Here is a 16645-nt window from a genome sequence, read left to right on the forward strand (position 1 = left end):
CGTGGGGTCGTCGCCGCTGCTCGCAGCGGAGAGGAACCCCGTGAAGCACCCCCTCACCCGTGGTGCGGCGCTCGTCGCCGGCACCGCCACGGCCCTGGCCGTCGTGGCCGCCGGCACGCCCGCCGTGGCCGGCACGGCTGACAAGCAGCAGGCCGCCGCCGACTGGCTGGCCGGCGAGCTCGACGGCGGTCTCGCCGTCGGGTCGTACACCGACCAGCAGGGCGCGACCGTCGAGTACGACGACTACGGCCTGAGCATCGACACCGGTCTGGCGCTGCGCGCCCAGGGCCTCAAGGCCCGCAAGATCGCGAAGATCAGCGACGCGCTCGCCGGCGCCGTCGACAGCTACACCCGGGGCGACGAGTACGACCCCGAGGGCGTGTACGCCGGTCCGACGGCCAAGCTGGCCTCCTTCGTGGTCCGCACCGGCGGGGACCCGGCCGCCTTCGGCGGCGTCGACCTCGTCGAGCGCCTCGAGGGCCTGGTCGCCACCCAGGCCCCGGTCGCCGGACGCCTGCAGGACTCCTCCTCCTACGGCGACTACGCCAACACCATCGGTCAGGCCTTCGCCGCCCAGGCGCTGCAGTCCGTGGGCGCCGAGCAGGCCGCGCCGGTGACGTCGTACCTGCTGCAGCAGCAGTGCGAGGTCGGCTACTTCCGGCTCTCGTTCGCCGCCGCCGACGCCCCCGAGCAGGGCTGCGACGCCGACCCCGGCGACCCCGAGCAGGGCGCCGACGTGACCGCGCTGGTGGTGCTGAACCTGCTCGAGATCGAGGACCCCTCGGCCGAGGTGCGCACCGCGGTCGACGACGCCACCGCGTGGCTGGTCAGCCAGCAGAGCGACGGCGGCGCCTTCGACGGCGGTCCCGACGCCGGGGTGAACTCCAACAGCACCGGCCTGGCGGGCTGGGCCCTCGGCGAGGCCGGCGTGTGCGGCAAGGCGCAGGGTGCCGCGCAGTGGGTGAAGAAGCAGCAGGCCGGCGGCCGGGACAAGGCCCTGGCCCAGGAGAAGGGCGCGATCGCCTACGACCGCGCCGCCTTCCTGACCGGCAAGAAGAAGGGCATCACCTCGGCGAAAGCCGACCAGTGGCACCGGGCGACCGCCCAGGCCGCCCCGGCGCTGGAGAACCTGCGCAAGGTGGAGTGCAAGGCGTGAGCCTGCGCCGCTCCCGCACCGGCTCGGTCCTGCTGTCCGCCGTCGTCGCGCTCGGCGCGGCGACGGCGGGGCTGGTGGCGGCCCCGCCGACGGCGAGCGCCGCCACCTGCAGCGACGCCGGCGGCGTCTCGGTCGTCGTCGACTTCAAGGGCCTCGGTGGCGGGCAGCAGACGGGCTGCGTCACCGGTGAGGGCGGCAGCAGCGCCGCGGCGATCTTCTCCGCGGCCGGGGTCTCGCTGACCCGGGCCCGCAGGCAGCAGGGCTTCGTGTGCCGGGTGCAGGACGTGCCCGCCGACGACCCGTGTGTCAACGCCTCGCCCGCCGATGCCTACTGGTCGCTGTGGTGGTCCGACGGCTCGTCGGGCTCGTGGAGCTACTCCAGCCTGGGCGTCGACCAGCTGGAGATCCCCGAGGGCGGCTCGGTCGGCTTCGCCTGGGACGACCAGTCGGGCCAGGTGCAGCCCGGCACCGCCCCGCCGACCAAGCCGGCCGCCGCGCCCTCGCCCAGCAGCTCGGGCGGCTCGGGGGGCTCCGGTGGCTCGGGCAGCACGGGCTCGACCTCGGGTGGCTCAAGCGGCTCGAGCGGCACGGGCTCGACGACCCCGGCGACGCCCGCGCCGTCCGGGGGCAGCGCCAGTGCCGGCGCCGCCGTCGAGGACGAGGCCACCACCGGGGCCGAGCAGCAGGGCCGCAAGAGGACGAAGCAGGACAAGGACGCGACGGGGCGGTCGAAGGCCGGGCGCGACGAGGAGCCCGAGGAGCCCGGGGAGAGCGCCGGCGCCGACGACCAGGACACCGTGGTCGACCTCGACGACACCGAGCCGGTCGCGGTGCCCGCGACCGACTCCGACGGGCTGCCGACCTGGGTCGCCCCGGCGGTGCTCGCCCTGCTGGGGCTGGGCCTGGCCGGCGTCGCGGTCGTACGCCGCCGTCGTCGGCTGTGAGGCTGGCATGCCGCCGTCGGGACCGGCGGCGGTATGCTGCACCCACCAACCACACCCGCGCACGTCGGGGGAAGCCGGTCGAAGTCCGGCGCTGACCCGCAACCGTAGGCCGCCCCAGGGTGGCGAGCCGGAGCACCCGCGTGACGCGCACCGATCACACGCTGTCGAGGACCGCAGCGGTGTCGCCCCTGCACCACCGGGTCGCCGCCGCGTGCAGCGGAGGGGAGCCCCGTGAGGAGCCAGAGCCGTCGAGCCCCGCTCGCCGCAGCCCTCGCCGTCGCCCTGCTGGGTGCGACCGCGTGCGGCGCGGAGGAGCCGGCGGCCCCCGAGGCAGCCCCCCGGGCCGAGCAGCCGCCCGAGGCCGCGCTGGCCGGCGACTGGTTGTCCGAGCAGCTCACCGACGGGGTCGTGCGCAACGAGCAGTACGACTTCGACGACCACGGCCTGAGCATCGACGTGGCCCTCGCGCTGCGCGCCCTCGGCCGCCACGAGGCCACCGTCGCGCAGGTCGCCGACGCGCTGGACGGTGCGGTCGAGGCCTACACCAGCGGTGGCACCGACGGCCTCTACTCCGGCGCGGTCGCCAAGCTGGCCTCGTTCATGACGCTCGCGGGGGAGGACCCGACCGACGTCGGCGGCGCCGACCTCGTCGAGCGCCTCGAGGGCCTGGTCAGCAGCCGGCCTGCCTCGGCCGGCCGCCTGCAGGACACCGCCCCCGGCGCCGACGTCTCCAACACCATCGGCCAGGCCTTCGCCGCCCACGCGCTCGCCGCGGCCGGCTCGGCGGCCGCCGAGCCGGTCACGGACTACCTGCTCGAGCAGCAGTGCGCCGACGGCTGGTTCCGGCTCCTGCTCACCGAGGACGCGCGGGCCGCTGACCAGTCCTGCGACGCTGGGGCGGCCGCGCGCACCGACGACCGCAGCGTCCCCGACACCGACGCGACGGCGCTCGTGGTCCTCTCGCTGCTCGAGCTCGAGGACCCCCCGCCGCAGGTCGTGGCGGCCGTCGACCGAGCAGCGGCCTGGCTCGTCGAGCAGCAGGCCGCCGACGGCAGCCTCACCGGCGAGCCGGCCAGCGGATCGACGGTCGCCAGCGCCAACTCCACCGGCCTCGCCGGCTGGGTGCTGGGGCGGCTCGGCTCCTGCGCCGAGGCCGCCCGCGCCGCGCAGTGGCTCAGCGACCTGCAGGTGCCGGCGGGTGAGCGCGAGGCCGGTGCGGTCGCCTACGAGGAGGCGGCGTACGACGCGCTGCCGGGCACCGGTCGCATCAGCACCCCCGAGCGCGACCAGTGGCGCCGCGCCACTGCCCAGGCGGCCCCCGCCCTGGAGCACCTCGAGCCCGGGCGCTGCGAGGCCGGGTCGTGACCAGCACCGCGAGCCCGGCGACGACCCCCGGGGCCCCCGTCGGCGGCAACGCCCGGTTGCCGCGCGACCTGCACCCGGTGGCCTGGTGGGTCTGGGCGATCGGCCTGGCCGCGGCCGCCTCGGGCACCACCAACCCGTTGAGCCTGCTGCTGCTGGTCGGCGTCGCCGCCCTCGTGGTCTCGGCCCGCCGCTCCGACCAGCCCTGGGCGGGCTCGTTCCGGCTCTACCTGTGGTTGGGGCTGGCGATCGTGGTGGTCCGGGTGCTCTTCCGCATCCTGCTCGGCGGTGGGTACGCCGGCGGGCCGGTGCTGCTCGACCTGCCCGAGATCCCGCTGCCCGACGCCGCCGCCGGCATCGCGCTGCTCGGCCCGCTGACCTCGCAGGCCCTGCTCGCCGGTCTGTACGACGGGATGCGGCTGGCCACCATCGTGGTGTGCATCGGCGCCGCCAACTCGCTGGCCAACCCCAAGCGGCTGCTGCGCTCGGTGCCCCCGGCGCTCTACGAGATCGGCACCGCCCTCGTGGTGGCGGTGACGGTGCTGCCGCAGCTGGCCGACTCGGTACGCCGGGTGCGCGCCGCGCAGGGCCTGCGGGCCGGCGCCGGTGGCCGCACCGGCCTGGTGCGGCGCTCGCTGGTGCCGGTCCTCGAGGACGCGCTCGACCGCTCGTTGGCGATGGCGGCCGGCATGGACGCGCGCGGCTACGGCCGCAGCCCCGAGCAGGGGCGTGGCGCCCGGCTGCTGACCGGGTCGCTGATGGTGGCCGGGCTGGTCGGGGTCTGCGTGGGCGTCTACGCCCTGCTCGACACGACCGCGCCGCGGGTGCTGGCGCTGCCGATGCTGGGCCTCGGCGTCGTCCTGGCGGTGGCGGGGCTGGCCACGGCCGGCCAGCGCGTCGAGCGCACCCGCTACCGGCCCGACCGCTGGCGCTGGCCCGACCTGGTCGTGGCGTCGAGCGGCGTCGGCGCCGGGGCGCTCGGCCTGTGGGTCGCCCGCGAGCAGCTCGCCATCGCCCACCCGCCGCTCGACGGCGTACCGACCGTGAGCGCCGCGGTGCTGCTGGCCACGGGCCTGGCCCTGGCCGGTGGGCTCGCGGCGCCCGACGCCGCCGTCCGGGGCGGGGGAGCGTCGTGATCGAGCTGCGCGGCATCCGCTTCGGCTACGCCACCGGGCCCGACGACGAGCGCCGCATCCTCGACGGCGTCGACCTGGTCGTCGAGGAGGGCGAGCTGGTGGTGGTCTCCGGCCCCACCGGCGTCGGCAAGTCGACCCTGCTCGGGGTCGTCACCGGGCTGGTGCCGCGCTTCTCCGGCGGCGTCCTCGAGGGCGACGTGCTGCTCGACGGCGAGAGCATCGTGCACCGGCCGCCGCGCGAGCGGGCCCACGCGATCGGGTACGTCGGGCAGGACCCGGCCCGCGGCTTCGTGACCGACACCGTGGAGGAGGAGCTGGCCTACGGGATGGAGCAGCTCGGCCTGCCCGGCGAGACGATGCGCCGTCGTGTCGAGGAGACCCTCGACCTGCTCGGCATCGCCGACCTGCGCTCCCGCGACCTGCGCACGCTCTCGGGCGGCCAGCAGCAGCGGGTGGCCATCGGCTCGGTGCTGACCATGCACCCCCGCCTGCTGGTGCTCGACGAGCCGACCTCGGCGCTCGACCCCACCGCCGCCGAGGAGGTGCTGGCCACGCTGACCCGCCTGGTGCACGACCTGGGTGTCTCGGTGCTCCTGGCCGAGCACCGCCTCGAGCGCGTGGTGCCGTTCGCCGACACCATGTGCCTGCTGCCCGGCGACGGGCGGCTGCTGGTGGGCCCGCCCGCCGAGCTGCTGCGCACCTCGCCGGTCGCGCCGCCGATCGTCGAGCTGGGCCGCGCCGCCGGCTGGTCGCCGCTGCCGCTGAGCGTGCGCGAGGCGCGCCGCGCCGCCAGGTCGCTGCGCCCCCGGCTGGTCGACCCGCCGGAGGAGCGCGCCACGGTGAGCCACGACCCCCGCACGGGCCTCGTGGCCCGCGGCCTGACCGTCAGCCACGGCGCGACCGTCGCGGTGCGCGAGGTCGACCTGAGCCTGCCGCCAGGCCGGGTGACCGCGCTGATGGGCCGCAACGGCGCCGGCAAGTCGTCGCTGCTGTGGGCGCTGCAGGGCACCGGTCGCCGCTTCGCCGGAGCCGTCACCGCGGCGGGCACCGACCCGGCCTCGGTCCAGCCCGCCGAGCGCAGGGCGTTGGTGGGCCTGCTGCCCCAGAACGCCGCCGACCTGCTCTACCTCGAGACCGTCGACGAGGAGCTGGACGCCGGCGACCCCGCCGGCTCCCCGGGCGCCTGTCGGGCCCTGCTCGACCGGCTGGTGCCCGGCATCGACGGCGGCGCCCACCCCCGCGACCTCTCCGAGGGCCAGCGCCTGGCGCTGGCCCTGGCCCTGGTGGTGGCGGCCCGCCCCGGGGCGGTGCTGCTCGACGAGCCCACCCGCGGCCTCGACTACTCGGCCAAGGCCGAGCTGGCCCGGGTGCTGCGGGCCCTGGCCGCCGAGGGGCACGCCGTCCTGGTCGCCACCCACGACGTCGAGTTCGTGGCCCAGGCCGCCGACGACGCCGTGGTGATGGCCGAGGGCGAGGTCGTCTCCTCGGGGCCGGCCCGCCGCGTGGTCGTCGAGTCGCCCGCCTTCGCGCCCCAGGTCACCAAGGTGCTGGGCGCGCCGTGGCTGCGCGTCGACGAGGTCGTCACCGCCCTGGAGCCGGCGTGAGCACCCCGGTGCTGACCCGCGTCGCAGCCGTGCCGCTGGGCCGGCGCTCGGCGCTCGTGCTCGCCCTGGCCTCGGTGGCCGGGCTGATGATGCTGGTCTGGCCGCTGCTGCTGCAGGTGCCCGAGGGCACCCGGGTCGACCCGCCGTTCCTCTTCCTGGCGCTGCTGCCCGTCGTGGTCGCGGTGGTGCTGGCCGAGGTCAGCGAGGGCGGCCTCGACGCCCGGGTGCTGGCGGTGCTCGGGGTGCTCAGCGCCGTCAACGCCCTGGCCCGGGCCATCTCCCCGGGCATCGCCGGGGTCGAGCTGGTCTTCTTCCTGCTGGTGCTCGGCGGCCGGGTCTTCGGGCCCGGGTTCGGGTTCGTGCTGGGCTGCACCAGCCTCTTCGCCTCCGCCCTGGTCACCGCCGGGGTCGGGCCGTGGCTGCCCTACCAGATGCTGGTCGCGGCCTGGGTCGGCATGGGCGCCGGCCTGCTGCCGCGCCGCCCCCGCGGGCGCAGCGAGATCGCGATGCTGGTCGTCTACGGGATCGTGGCGGCCTACGTCTTCGGCGCCCTGATGAACCTGTCGGGCTGGCCGTTCACCTTGGGGGTCGCGGTGCCCGGCCACGAGGGCGACCTCAGCTACGTCGCCGGTGCGCCGGTGCTCGAGAACCTGCACCGGTTCGCGATCTACACCCTGCTGACCTCGACCGGCGGCTGGGACACCCTGCGGGCGGTCACCAACACGGTGGCGATCGTGCTCCTGGGGCCCTCGATCCTGGCCGTCCTGCGCCGGGCGGCCCGCCGGGCCACCGTGACCGGCAGCGTGACGGGCAGCGTGACGGGGGTCAGGGACGGATCCTGAGGATCTTGTCGTCCTCGGCGCCCGGGCTGCCCCGGCCGTCGCGGTTGCTGGTGGTCACCCACAGCGACCCGTCGGGCGCCTCGGCGACGGTGCGCAGGCGGCCGTGCTCGCCCACCAGGTACGCCGTCGCCTCGCCGGCCCGGCGACCCTGGTCGTCGACCTCGACGCGCCAGAGCCGCTCGCCCTGCAGCGCGCCGAGCCACAGGTGGCCGCCCGCCAGCGCCAGCCCCGAGGGCGAGGCCTCCCCGGTGGGCCAGGTGACCTGCGGGTCGACGTACGCGTCCTGCTCGCCGACCCCCTCGACGGCCGGCCACCCGTGGTCCTCGCCGCCGTCGATGCGGTTGAGCTCGTCGGCGGTGCTGTCGCCGAACTCCGAGGCCCACAGCCGGTCGCCGACGAAGGCCAGGCCCTGCACGTTGCGGTGGCCCGAGGAGAAGACCGGGCTCTCGGGGCGGGGGTTGCCCGGGGCCGGCTCGCCGTCGGTGGTGATCCGCAGGATCTTGCCGCCGAGGCTGTCGGGGTCGGGGGCCCGGGAGGGTTCGCCGGCGTCACCGGTCGAGACGTAGAGGTGGCCGTCGGGGCCGAAGAGGAGCCGGCCGCCGTCGTGGATGAAGCCGTTGGGGATGCCGGTCAGCACCGGTTCGGTCTCGCCCAGCCGCATCCCGCGCAGCCGGGCCCGCACCACCCGGTTGTCCTCGGCGGTGCTGACGTAGAGGTAGAGCATCCGGTCGTCCTCGAAGTCCGGCGAGACCGCGACGCCCAGCAGGCCCGCCTCGCCCTGCGCGACCCGTTCCTCGACGGTGCCGGCCACGACCACTCGGTGCTGCTCGCCGCGCAGCAGCAGCACCCGGCCGCTGTCCCGCTCGGTGACGACCGCGTCACCGTCGGGCAGGAAGTCCAGACCCCACGGCACCTCGAGCCCGGTCGCGACGGTCTCGAGCAGCCGCGGCGCCCGGGCCGGGGCCGTGGACGTCGACGCCGTGGCGGAGGGGGAGGGGGAGTCGGACCCCGACCCGGTCGGGGTGGCCGGCAGCGGTGTGGTGTCCGGCGTCGTCTCGATGATCCGCACGTCGGTGCTGTTGCCCTCCTCCAGGCAACCGCCGAGCAGCACCGCACCCAGCAGGGTGCCGGCGAGCAGGGCCGGCCGGCGCCTCACCCGCACCGCTCGAGCAGCTCGAGGAGCAGGCGGTGCACCTCGTCGGGGTGCTCCAGCGGCAGGAAGTGGCTGCCGGGCAGCTCGTGGTACGCCGCCCCCGGCACCCGGGCGGCCGCCCGGGCCATGTCGCGCGCCCCGGCCAGCACGTCCCAGGTGCCGGCCACGAAGGTGACCGGCACCCGCAGGTGGCGCAGCGAGACCCGGGCGTGCTCGGAGGTGCGCAGCGCGAGGTGGAAGTACCAGTCGAGGGGGGTGGTCAGGAACTCGCGCACCGCCATCGCCGCGATGTCGGGGTCGCGCACCGGCAGCATGAAGCCGGTGTGGCTCAGGGCCGTGATCGTGCGCGGACCGATCGGCAGCCGCGTCGAGATCGGGGTGAGCGCGCAGCCGGCGTGCTTGGCCACACGGGCGGCGTTGACGGTCAGCAGCCGGGCCACCGGCCGCGGCAGCCGCAGCGGGGCGAGCATCGTGGCGAAGGTGTCGCCGGGCACCCCGGCCACGGCGAAGAGGCCGCTGACGCGCTCGGGGTGGCGCAACGCGAGCTCGAACATGGTGTTCACGCCCATCGACCAGCCCATCAGCACCGCCCGGTCGATGCCGAAGTGGTCCATCACGGAGAGCCCGTCGTCGACGATGTCCTCGATCCCGCAGTGGGACCTGTCGCGGGGGCGCTCGGAGCCGCCCACCCCGCGGTGGTGCCACGACACCACCCGCACCCCGCAGCCGGGGTCGAGCAGGGCCGGCCAGGCGTAGGCGCTGGTGCCGAGCCCGTTGCACAGCACGACCGTGGGGCCCTCGATGGTGCCCTCGGGGTCGTTGGTCCAGGCTCGCAGCCGGGTCCCGTCGTCGGAGATGACCTCGGAGAACGCGAGGGACGGCGTCGAGGTGCGGGCCTGGGAGGTCGGCATGCGCCGATTGTGCCGCACCGCGCGGGCGTCGGCCCGCGGGTGCTCAGAAGTGCTGCGCGCGCGGTGGGTGGTGGGGGTCGTGGTGCTGCTGCTGGCGGTGGTGGCGCGCGAGCTCGAGGCGCTCGAGGTAGGTCTCCACCTCGTGGCGCTCCACCCGGCGACGGGCGGCGTCGGTGCTGGCCACCATGGCGTTGTGCTGGGCGCGCTCCTGGGAGGCGACGGGCCAGCGGCGGGCGGCGTCGGCGAGCCCCAGGACAGGCAGGACGAGGTGGCGGGCGAGAGACATCGAGGGGCTCCCCAGGGGGTCGGCGAGACCCCGACACTAGGACGCGTGACCGACGCTGGGGAGACCGTGGCGTCAAGCCTGCGTGAACAGCCAGGTCAGCGACTCAGTCGAGGACCGGCACCCGGGCGCGCTGGGAGCGGGTGGCGCCGATGCTGGCCAGCACCACGCAGGCCACGGCGACGTACTGCACCGCCCCGAGCAGCTCGCCGAGCACGATGATGCCGGCGAGGGCGGCGGCGGCCGGCTCCAGGCTCATCAGGATGCCGAAGACGGCCGGGCGCAGGCTGCGCAGCGCGACCAGCTCGCAGCTGTAGGGGATCACCGACGACAGCAGGCCGACCGCGGCGCCGATGAGCAGCACCCGCGGGTCGAGCAGGTCGCTGCCGCCGGTGCCGACGGCGAAGGGCAGCAGCACCAGGGCGGCGACCGCGCTGGCCAGCACCAGGCCGTCGACGCCCTCCCAGTGCCTGCCGGTCTCGGCGCTGAGCAGGATGTAGGCCGCCCACGCGGCGCCGGCCAGCAGCGCGAAGCCGACGCCGGCCCAGGTCAGGTCGTCGCCGTCGAAGCCGAGCAGCGCGACCCCCACCCCCGCCAGCACCACCCAGACGAGGTCGCGGGCGCGGCGCGAGCCCAGCACGGCCAGGGTGAGCGGACCGATGAACTCGATGGTCACCGCCACCCCCAGCGGGATGCGGGCGAAGGACTGGTAGATCGACCAGTTCATCAGGCCCAGGCTGAGCCCGAACGCCACCACCACCGCCCAGTCGCGCCGGGTGCGTCCACGCAGGCGCGGGCGCACGACCAGGGCGAGCACCAGCACGCTCGAGGCCAGGCGCAGCCACACCATCGTGGTCGGGCCGATCTCGTCGAAGATCGACTTCGCGACGCTGGCGCCGAGCTGCACCGAGGCGATCCCGATGAGGACCAGCCACACGGGTGACACGGCCCGCGGCAGGGGCGACGATGAGTTCGGGCCGACCACGCGGTCAATGTACGGGTGGGACGTCGAGGAGAGGACAGCGACATGACGCAGCAGGGCAGGACGGTGCTGATGGTCGGCACCCGCAAGGGACTGTGGGTGGGGGAGTCCGACGAGCGGCGCCAGGAGTGGTCGTTCACCGGCCCCCACCACGACATGCAGGAGGTCTACTCCTGCCTGGTCGACACCCGGGTGCGCGACGAGCACGGCCGGCCCCGGTTGCTGGCCGGTGCCGCCTCGACGTGGTTCGGGCCGCAGGTGCAGGTCTCCGACGACCTCGGCGGCGCCTGGCACGAGGCGGAGCAGCCGCCGACCTTCCCCGACGACGTCGACGCCTCGGTCGAGCGGGTGTGGCAGCTGGTGGCGGGCAGCGAGCCGGGGGTGCTGTGGGCCGGCACCGAGCCGGGGGCGGTGTTCCGCTCCCGCGACGACGGCCGCACCTGGCAGCTCGAGCGCGCCCTGTGGGACCACCCGCACCGTCCGCAGTGGGTCGCGGGATTCGGCGGCCAGGCCTTCCACACCGTGCTGCCGCACCCCACCGACCCGGGCTCGGCGGTGGCGGCGCTCTCGACCGGCGGCGTCTACCGCACCACCGACGACGGCGCGTCGTGGCACCCGCGCAACCAGGGCATCCGGGCCGAGTTCCTGCCCGAGGGCGAGCAGTACCCCGAGTTCGGCCAGTGCGTGCACAAGGTCGCGCGCCACCCCGCCCGCCCTGAGCGGCTCTTCGCGCAGAACCACGGAGGTGTCTACCGCTCCGACGACGAGGGCGGCAGCTGGACCTCGATCGCCGACGGTCTGCCGGCCGACTTCGGCTTCCCGGTGGTGGTGCACCCGCACGAGCCCGACACGGCCTACGTCTTCCCCCTCGCCGGCGCCGACGGCCGCTACCCGCCCGGGGGCCGCGCCCGGGTGTGGCGCTCGCGCGACGCGGGGGAGAGCTGGCAGGAGCTGGGCGAGGGCCTGCCCGACAGCTTCTTCGTCGGGGTGATGCGTGACGCGATGTGCAGCGACGACCACGCCTCGGCCGGGCTCTACGTCGGCGCGCGCAACGGCAGCGTCTGGGCCTCCGCCGACTCCGGCGAGACCTGGCGCTGCGTCGTCAGCGACCTGCCCGACGTGGTCTGCGTGCGCGCCGCCTCCTACTGACCCGCCGCCGGCGTACGGCGGGCTGCTCGACCGCCGGGGTCACAGGGTGGCGGCGGGGACCCCTGCGGTGATCCGGCTGCCGTCGGCCCGGGTGCCGCCCAGCTGGGGGCGGTCGTCGAGCGGGTGCGGCAGGCGGGTGCCGTGGGCGTCGAGCTCGACGACCAGCGGCCGGTCGGGGCCGACCTCGTGCTCGGTGCCGCGCACGCTCAGCCGCACCGGGCCGGGCCCGTCGACGACCGCGACGCACAGGCGGTCGGGACGCACCTCGAGCGCCAGGCGGTGGCCCTGCCAGGCGAGCTGGCAGCGCAGCACCGGGAAGGCGTCGGGCAGGCGCGGGTCGAAGGTGAGGCGACCGCCGTGGTCGCGCATGCCGGCGAAGCCGTTGACCAGCGCCGCCCACACCCCGCCGGCCGAGGCGATGTGGAGGCCGTCGTCGGTGTTGCCGTGCAGGTTGGCCAGGTCGACGTGCAGCGCCTGGCGGAAGTAGCCCCAGGCCGCGTCGGCGTACCCGACCTCGGCGGCGACCACCGACTGCACCACCGCCGAGAGCGTGGAGTCGCCGGTGGTGATCGGGTCGTAGTACTCGAAGTCGGCGAGCTTCTCCTCGGCGGTGAAGCGGTCGCCCTGCAGGAACAGCGCCAGCACGACGTCGGCCTGCTTGAGCACCTGGAACCGGTAGATGACCAGCGGGTGGTAGTGCAGCAGCAGGGGGCGCAGCGAGTCGGGGGTCTCGGAGAGGTCCCACACCTCGCGGTCGAGGAAGGCGTCGTCCTGCGGGTGGATGCCCAGGCCCTCGTCGAAGGGGATGTGCATGCCCTTGGCGCAGCGCGCCCACTCGGCGACCTCGTCGTCGTCGAGCTCGAGACGGGCCCGCACCTGCTCGAAGTCCTCGGGGTGGTCGCGGCGCACCGTCTCGACCGCGGCCACGGCCTGCTCGAGGTTGTAGCGGGCCATCACGTTGGTGAACAGGTTGTTGTTCACGACGGTCGTGTACTCGTCGGGCCCCGTGACGCCGTGGATGTGGAACGACGGCGTGCCGTTGGAGCGCCAGAAGCCGAGGTCGACCCACATCCGGGAGGTCTCGACGAGCATGTCGATGCCGTCGCGCACCAGGAAGCCCACGTCGCCCGAGGCGGCGACGTACTGGATCAGGGCGTGGGCCACGTCGGCGTCGATGTGCACCTGCGCGGTGCCGGCGGCGTAGTAGGCCGAGGCCTCCTCGCCGTTGATGGTGCGCCACGGGTAGAGGGCCCCGCTCTGGGCCATCTCGCGGGCCCGGTGGCGGGCGGCGGGCAGCATCCGGCTGCGGAAGTGCAGCAGGTTCCGCGCCAGGTGCGGCTGGGTGTAGGTCAGGAACGGCGCGACGTAGATCTCGCTGTCCCAGAAGTAGTGGCCCTCGTAGCCCGACCCGGTGACGCCCTTGGCGGGCACCCCCTGCTGGTCGGCGCGGGCGCTGGCCTGGGCCAGCGAGAAGAGGTTGAAGCGGATCGCCTGCTGGATGGCGATCTGCTCGTCGGGCGCGTCCTCCTCGGTGACCTCGACGTCGGCGGCCGCCCAGAAGTCGGCGTACCAGTCGCGCTGCTCCTCGAGGTAGTGGTCCAGGCCGTGGTGGCGCGCCCGGTCGAGGGTGCGCTCGCAGCGGTCGGCCAGCTCGCGCACGGGCACGCCGCGCGAGGTGTGGTAGGCCACCGTCTTCTGCAGGCGCACCGGGTTGCCCTCGGTGGCCTCGACCCGGAAGACCATCTTGGTGAGGTCCTCGTCGGCACGCCGCACGACCTCGGTGGAGTCGTCGGTGGTGAGCACGTGGTCGGCGGCCACCGCGATGGTCATCCGCGAGTTCGCGCAGGTGTAGCCCAGCTCCATGCGCTGCTGCTGCGCCGAGTGCAGGCGCGGCACGAGCACCCGGTCCTCGAAGGCGGCCGCCTTGCGCGGGTCGATGCCCTCGCCCATGGCCGCGTGCGGGTCGTGGTACTCGTCGGTGCCGTCCTGGCGGTTCATCAGCTGCGAGGAGATGGTGATCGGCGCGTCGCCCTCGACCATCGTCACCGTCAGCCCGAGCAGGGCCAGGTGGCGCTGGGTCATCGAGACCATCCGCGTCGACTCGACCTTGACCCGCTTGCCCGACGGGGTGCGCCACAGCAGGGAGCGGCGCAGCACGCCGTCGCGGAAGTCGAGGGAGCGCTCGTAGCGCTCGAGGTCGGCGGTGCCCAGGATGAGCGGCTCGTCGTCGACGTAGACCTTCATCAGCTTCGCGTCGGGCACGTTGACGATCGTCTGGCCGGTCTGGGCGAAGCCGACGGCGGCCTCGGCGTGCCGGATCGGCCAGGTCTCGTGGAAGCCGTTGACGAAGGTCCCGTGGGCGTGGGCGTCGCGCCCCTCCTCGGGGTTGCCGCGCATGCCGAGGTAGCCGTTGGCGACGCTGAAGAGGGTCTCGGTGACCCCGAGGTCGTCGGCGCGGTGCGAGCGCTCGACCAGGCGCCACGGGTGCACCGGGAACCGCCCGCGGTCGATCGGGTCGTCGGTGACGAAGCGGCGGGTCACGCGTCGGCCCCCGAGACCAGCTCGGCGAGGTCGCCGACCACCAGGTGGGCCCCGGCCTCGCGCAGCACCTCGGCGCCGACGCCGCGGTCGACGCCGATGACCAGCCCGAAGCCGCCGGCCGCGCCGGCGCGCACGCCCGAGACGGCGTCCTCGAAGACCACGCAGCGCTCGACCTCGGCGCCGAGCTCGCGGGCGGCGTGCACGAACGTGTCGGGCGCCGGCTTGCCGGGCAGGCCGAGCTCGGTGGCGACGGCGCCGCTGACGACGGTGCCGAAGCGCTCGGCCAGGCCGGCCGCCTCGAGCACGGCCGGCGCGTTGGCCGAGGACGACACGACGGCCAGGGGCATGCCGAGCGCGCGCAGCTCGTCGAGCAGCGCGACCGAGCCGGGGTAGGCCTCGACGCCGTCCCGGGCCAGCACCGCGTTGAACGCGTCGTTCTTGCGGTCGCCCAGCTCGCGCACCTGCTCCTCGGTCAGCTCGATGCCGCGCGAGGCCACGAAGTCGCGCACCCCGTCGTAGCGGGGCTTGCCGTCGACGTGGGCGAAGTAGTCGGCGTCGGTGTACGCCGAGCGGTCGCCGTCGGTGCCCTCGTGGGACTCCAGGAAGGCGTTGAACATCTCCGCCCAGGCGCGCATGTGCACCTCGGCGGTCGGCGTGATCACGCCGTCGAGGTCGAGCAGCACGGCGTCGTGGTCTCTCCAGGTCACAGTCCTCACCCCTCGAGGCTAGGGCCCCGACCGGTGCGCGCGCAGATCGACGTACTGAGACGGGGCGATGGTGCGACGACCGTCACGGATAGCCTGGCCCCATGACCGGACCGTCCGAGCGCCCCGACCTCAAGCCCCGTTCCCGCGACGTCACCGACGGCCTCGAGCGTGCCGCCTCGCGCGGCATGCTGCGAGCGGTGGGGATGGGCGACGACGACTGGGAGAAGCCCCAGATCGGCGTCGCGTCGAGCTGGAACGAGATCACCCCCTGCAACCTGTCGCTGGACCGCCTGGCCAAGGCGGTCAAGAACGGCGTGCACGCCGCGGGTGGCTACCCGCTGGAGTTCGGCACCATCTCGGTCTCCGACGGCATCTCGATGGGCCACGAGGGCATGCACTTCTCGCTGGTCTCCCGCGAGGTCATCGCCGACTCCGTCGAGGTCGTGATGAGCGCCGAGCGCCTCGACGGCTCGGTGCTGCTCGCCGGCTGCGACAAGTCGCTGCCCGGGATGCTGATGGCCGCCGCGCGCCTCGACCTGGCCTCCGTCTTCATGTACGCCGGCTCGATCATGCCCGGCCAGGTCGACGGCGAGGACGTCACGATCATCGACGCCTTCGAGGCGGTCGGCGCGTGCCTGGCCGGCAAGATCACCCGCGAGGAGGTCGACCGCATCGAGCGGGCGATCTGCCCCGGTGAGGGCGCCTGCGGCGGCATGTACACCGCGAACACGATGGCTGCCGTCGGCGAGGCCCTGGGCATGTCGCTGCCGGGCTCGGCCGCGCCGCCGGCCGTCGACCGTCGCCGCGACGGCTTCGCGCACCGCTCCGGCGAGGCCGTGGTCGGGATGCTGCGCGAGGGCATCACCGCGCGCCAGATCATGACGATGGAGGCCTTCGAGAACGCGATCACCGTCGTGATGGCGCTCGGCGGCTCCACCAACGCCGTGCTGCACCTGCTCGCGATCGCCCGCGAGGCGGAGGTGCCGCTGACGATCGACGACTTCAACCGCATCGGCGACAAGGTGCCGCACCTGGGCGACCTCAAGCCGTTCGGCAAGTACGTCATGAACGACGTCGACAAGATCGGCGGCATCCCCGTGGTCATGAAGGCGCTGCTCGACGCGGGCCTGATGCACGGCGACGTGCTGACCGTCACCGGGCGCACCATGGCCGAGAACCTCGAGGCGCTGGCGCCGCCGGCCCTCGACGACGACGTGATCCGCAGCCTGCAGCGCCCGATCCACGCCACCGGCGGCCTGACCATCCTCAAGGGCTCGCTGGCCCCCGAGGGCGCGGTCGTGAAGTCGGCCGGCTTCGACGAGACCGTCTTCGAGGGCACCGCCCGGGTCTTCGACGGCGAGCGCGCCGCGATGGACGCCCTGTCGGCCGGCGAGATCAAGGCCCGCGACGTGGTCGTGATCCGCTACGAGGGCCCCAAGGGCGGCCCCGGCATGCGCGAGATGCTCGCCATCACCGGCGCCATCAAGGGCGCGGGTCTGGGCAAGGACGTGCTGCTGCTCACCGACGGCCGGTTCTCCGGCGGCACCACCGGACTGTGCGTGGGCCACGTCGCGCCCGAGGCCGTCGACGGCGGCCCGATCGCGTTCGTCCGCGACGGCGACAAGATCACCCTCGACGTCCTCAACCGCACCCTCGAGGTCGAGCAGGGCGACGACTGGGAGTCGCGCAAGGAGGGCTGGGAGCCCAACCCCCCGAAGTACACCCGCGGCGTGCTGGGCAAGTACGCCAAGACCGTCTCCTCGGCGGCCCACGGGGCGGTCACCGGCTGACGGCCGACCGGTCACTTTCGAACCTTCCACCGGTCACTTCTGAACCCGCGGGCGGGTGCGAAAGTGACTGCTCGATGGTTCAGAA

The 16645-nt window shown here is 74.7% G+C and carries 14 protein-coding genes; 8 read left to right on the forward strand and 6 right to left on the reverse strand.

Annotated features, from left to right (window positions below):
- Positions 1–40: 40 nt before the first annotated feature.
- From H0S66_RS13660 to H0S66_RS13685, 6 genes are all read left to right on the forward strand, one after another.
- The gene (locus H0S66_RS13660) at positions 41–1156 is read left to right on the forward strand and encodes a prenyltransferase/squalene oxidase repeat-containing protein (RefSeq protein WP_179615870.1); all 1116 of its coding nucleotides are present in this window, start codon (positions 41–43) and stop codon (positions 1154–1156) included.
- Complete coding sequence (locus H0S66_RS13665) at positions 1153–2100, forward strand: hypothetical protein (RefSeq protein ID WP_179615871.1); 948 nt, start codon at positions 1153–1155, stop codon at positions 2098–2100. Before H0S66_RS13660 ends, H0S66_RS13665 begins: the two co-directional genes overlap by 4 nt.
- A 231-nt stretch (positions 2101–2331) precedes the next feature.
- Positions 2332–3465, forward strand: a complete 1134-nt coding sequence (locus tag H0S66_RS13670) for a hypothetical protein (RefSeq protein ID WP_179615872.1) — start codon at positions 2332–2334, stop codon at positions 3463–3465.
- Positions 3462–4598: a CbiQ family ECF transporter T component gene (locus H0S66_RS13675; protein ID WP_179615873.1), complete on the forward strand. Its 1137-nt coding sequence runs from the start codon at positions 3462–3464 to the stop codon at positions 4596–4598. Before H0S66_RS13670 ends, H0S66_RS13675 begins: the two co-directional genes overlap by 4 nt.
- Positions 4595–6202: an ABC transporter ATP-binding protein gene (locus H0S66_RS13680; protein WP_179615874.1), complete on the forward strand. Its 1608-nt coding sequence runs from the start codon at positions 4595–4597 to the stop codon at positions 6200–6202. Before H0S66_RS13675 ends, H0S66_RS13680 begins: the two co-directional genes overlap by 4 nt.
- A gap of 86 nt (positions 6203–6288) precedes the next feature.
- Positions 6289–7044: an ECF transporter S component gene (locus H0S66_RS13685; RefSeq protein WP_218877119.1), complete on the forward strand. Its 756-nt coding sequence runs from the start codon at positions 6289–6291 to the stop codon at positions 7042–7044.
- On the opposite strand, the gene H0S66_RS13690 is transcribed toward H0S66_RS13685, so the two are convergent.
- From H0S66_RS13690 to H0S66_RS13705, 4 genes are all read right to left on the reverse strand, one after another.
- A complete protein-coding gene (locus H0S66_RS13690; RefSeq protein WP_219633573.1) occupies positions 7028–8200 on the reverse strand; it encodes a PQQ-dependent sugar dehydrogenase in 1173 nt (390 codons plus the stop codon). The genes H0S66_RS13685 and H0S66_RS13690 overlap by 17 nt on opposite strands.
- The gene (locus H0S66_RS13695; RefSeq protein WP_179615875.1) at positions 8197–9108 is read right to left on the reverse strand and encodes an alpha/beta fold hydrolase; all 912 of its coding nucleotides are present in this window, start codon (positions 9106–9108) and stop codon (positions 8197–8199) included. The genes H0S66_RS13690 and H0S66_RS13695 overlap by 4 nt, the downstream gene beginning before the upstream one ends.
- 43 nt (positions 9109–9151) lie before the next feature.
- Entirely contained in the window at positions 9152–9394 is a 243-nt protein-coding gene (locus H0S66_RS13700; RefSeq protein WP_179615876.1) for a hypothetical protein, read from the reverse strand.
- Positions 9395–9497: 103 nt separating this feature from the next.
- Positions 9498–10376 (reverse strand): EamA family transporter, encoded by an 879-nt coding sequence (locus H0S66_RS13705; protein ID WP_258016916.1) that lies wholly within the window; start codon positions 10374–10376, stop codon positions 9498–9500.
- Positions 10377–10418: 42 nt separating this feature from the next.
- On the opposite strand from H0S66_RS13705, the gene H0S66_RS13710 reads away from it, so the two are divergent.
- The gene (locus H0S66_RS13710; protein WP_179615877.1) at positions 10419–11522 is read left to right on the forward strand and encodes a WD40/YVTN/BNR-like repeat-containing protein; all 1104 of its coding nucleotides are present in this window, start codon (positions 10419–10421) and stop codon (positions 11520–11522) included.
- Between the two features lie 39 nt (positions 11523–11561).
- Here H0S66_RS13710 and H0S66_RS13715 read toward each other — a convergent pair whose 3' ends face one another.
- Positions 11562–14063 carry a glycoside hydrolase family 65 protein gene (locus H0S66_RS13715; RefSeq protein WP_179615878.1) on the reverse strand — a complete coding sequence of 834 codons (2502 nt, stop codon included), beginning with the start codon at positions 14061–14063 and terminating at the stop codon, positions 11562–11564.
- The gene (locus H0S66_RS13720) at positions 14060–14770 is read right to left on the reverse strand and encodes an HAD family hydrolase (RefSeq protein WP_179617402.1); all 711 of its coding nucleotides are present in this window, start codon (positions 14768–14770) and stop codon (positions 14060–14062) included. The genes H0S66_RS13715 and H0S66_RS13720 overlap by 4 nt, the downstream gene beginning before the upstream one ends.
- Positions 14771–14871: 101 nt before the next feature.
- Here H0S66_RS13720 and ilvD point away from each other — a divergent pair, with 101 nt between their 5' ends.
- Entirely contained in the window at positions 14872–16560 is a 1689-nt protein-coding gene (gene ilvD / locus H0S66_RS13725; protein ID WP_179615879.1) for a dihydroxy-acid dehydratase, read from the forward strand.
- Positions 16561–16645: the final 85 nt, after the last annotated feature.

The organism is Nocardioides marinisabuli, from assembly GCF_013466785.1.
GTDB lineage: Bacteria > Actinomycetota > Actinomycetes > Propionibacteriales > Nocardioidaceae > Nocardioides > Nocardioides marinisabuli.

Excerpts from the sequence above, each read along its gene's own strand:
- H0S66_RS13700 (WP_179615876.1), bottom strand. The coding sequence starts at position 9,394 with ATGTCTCTCGCCCGCCACCTCGTCCTGCCTGTCCTGGGGCTCGCCGAC.
- H0S66_RS13710 (WP_179615877.1), top strand. The coding sequence starts at position 10,419 with ATGACGCAGCAGGGCAGGACGGTGCTGATGGTCGGCACCCGCAAGGGA.
- H0S66_RS13695 (WP_179615875.1), bottom strand. The coding sequence starts at position 9,108 with ATGCCGACCTCCCAGGCCCGCACCTCGACGCCGTCCCTCGCGTTCTCC.
- H0S66_RS13685 (WP_218877119.1), top strand. The coding sequence starts at position 6,289 with ATGATGCTGGTCTGGCCGCTGCTGCTGCAGGTGCCCGAGGGCACCCGG.
- ilvD (WP_179615879.1), top strand. The coding sequence starts at position 14,872 with ATGACCGGACCGTCCGAGCGCCCCGACCTCAAGCCCCGTTCCCGCGAC.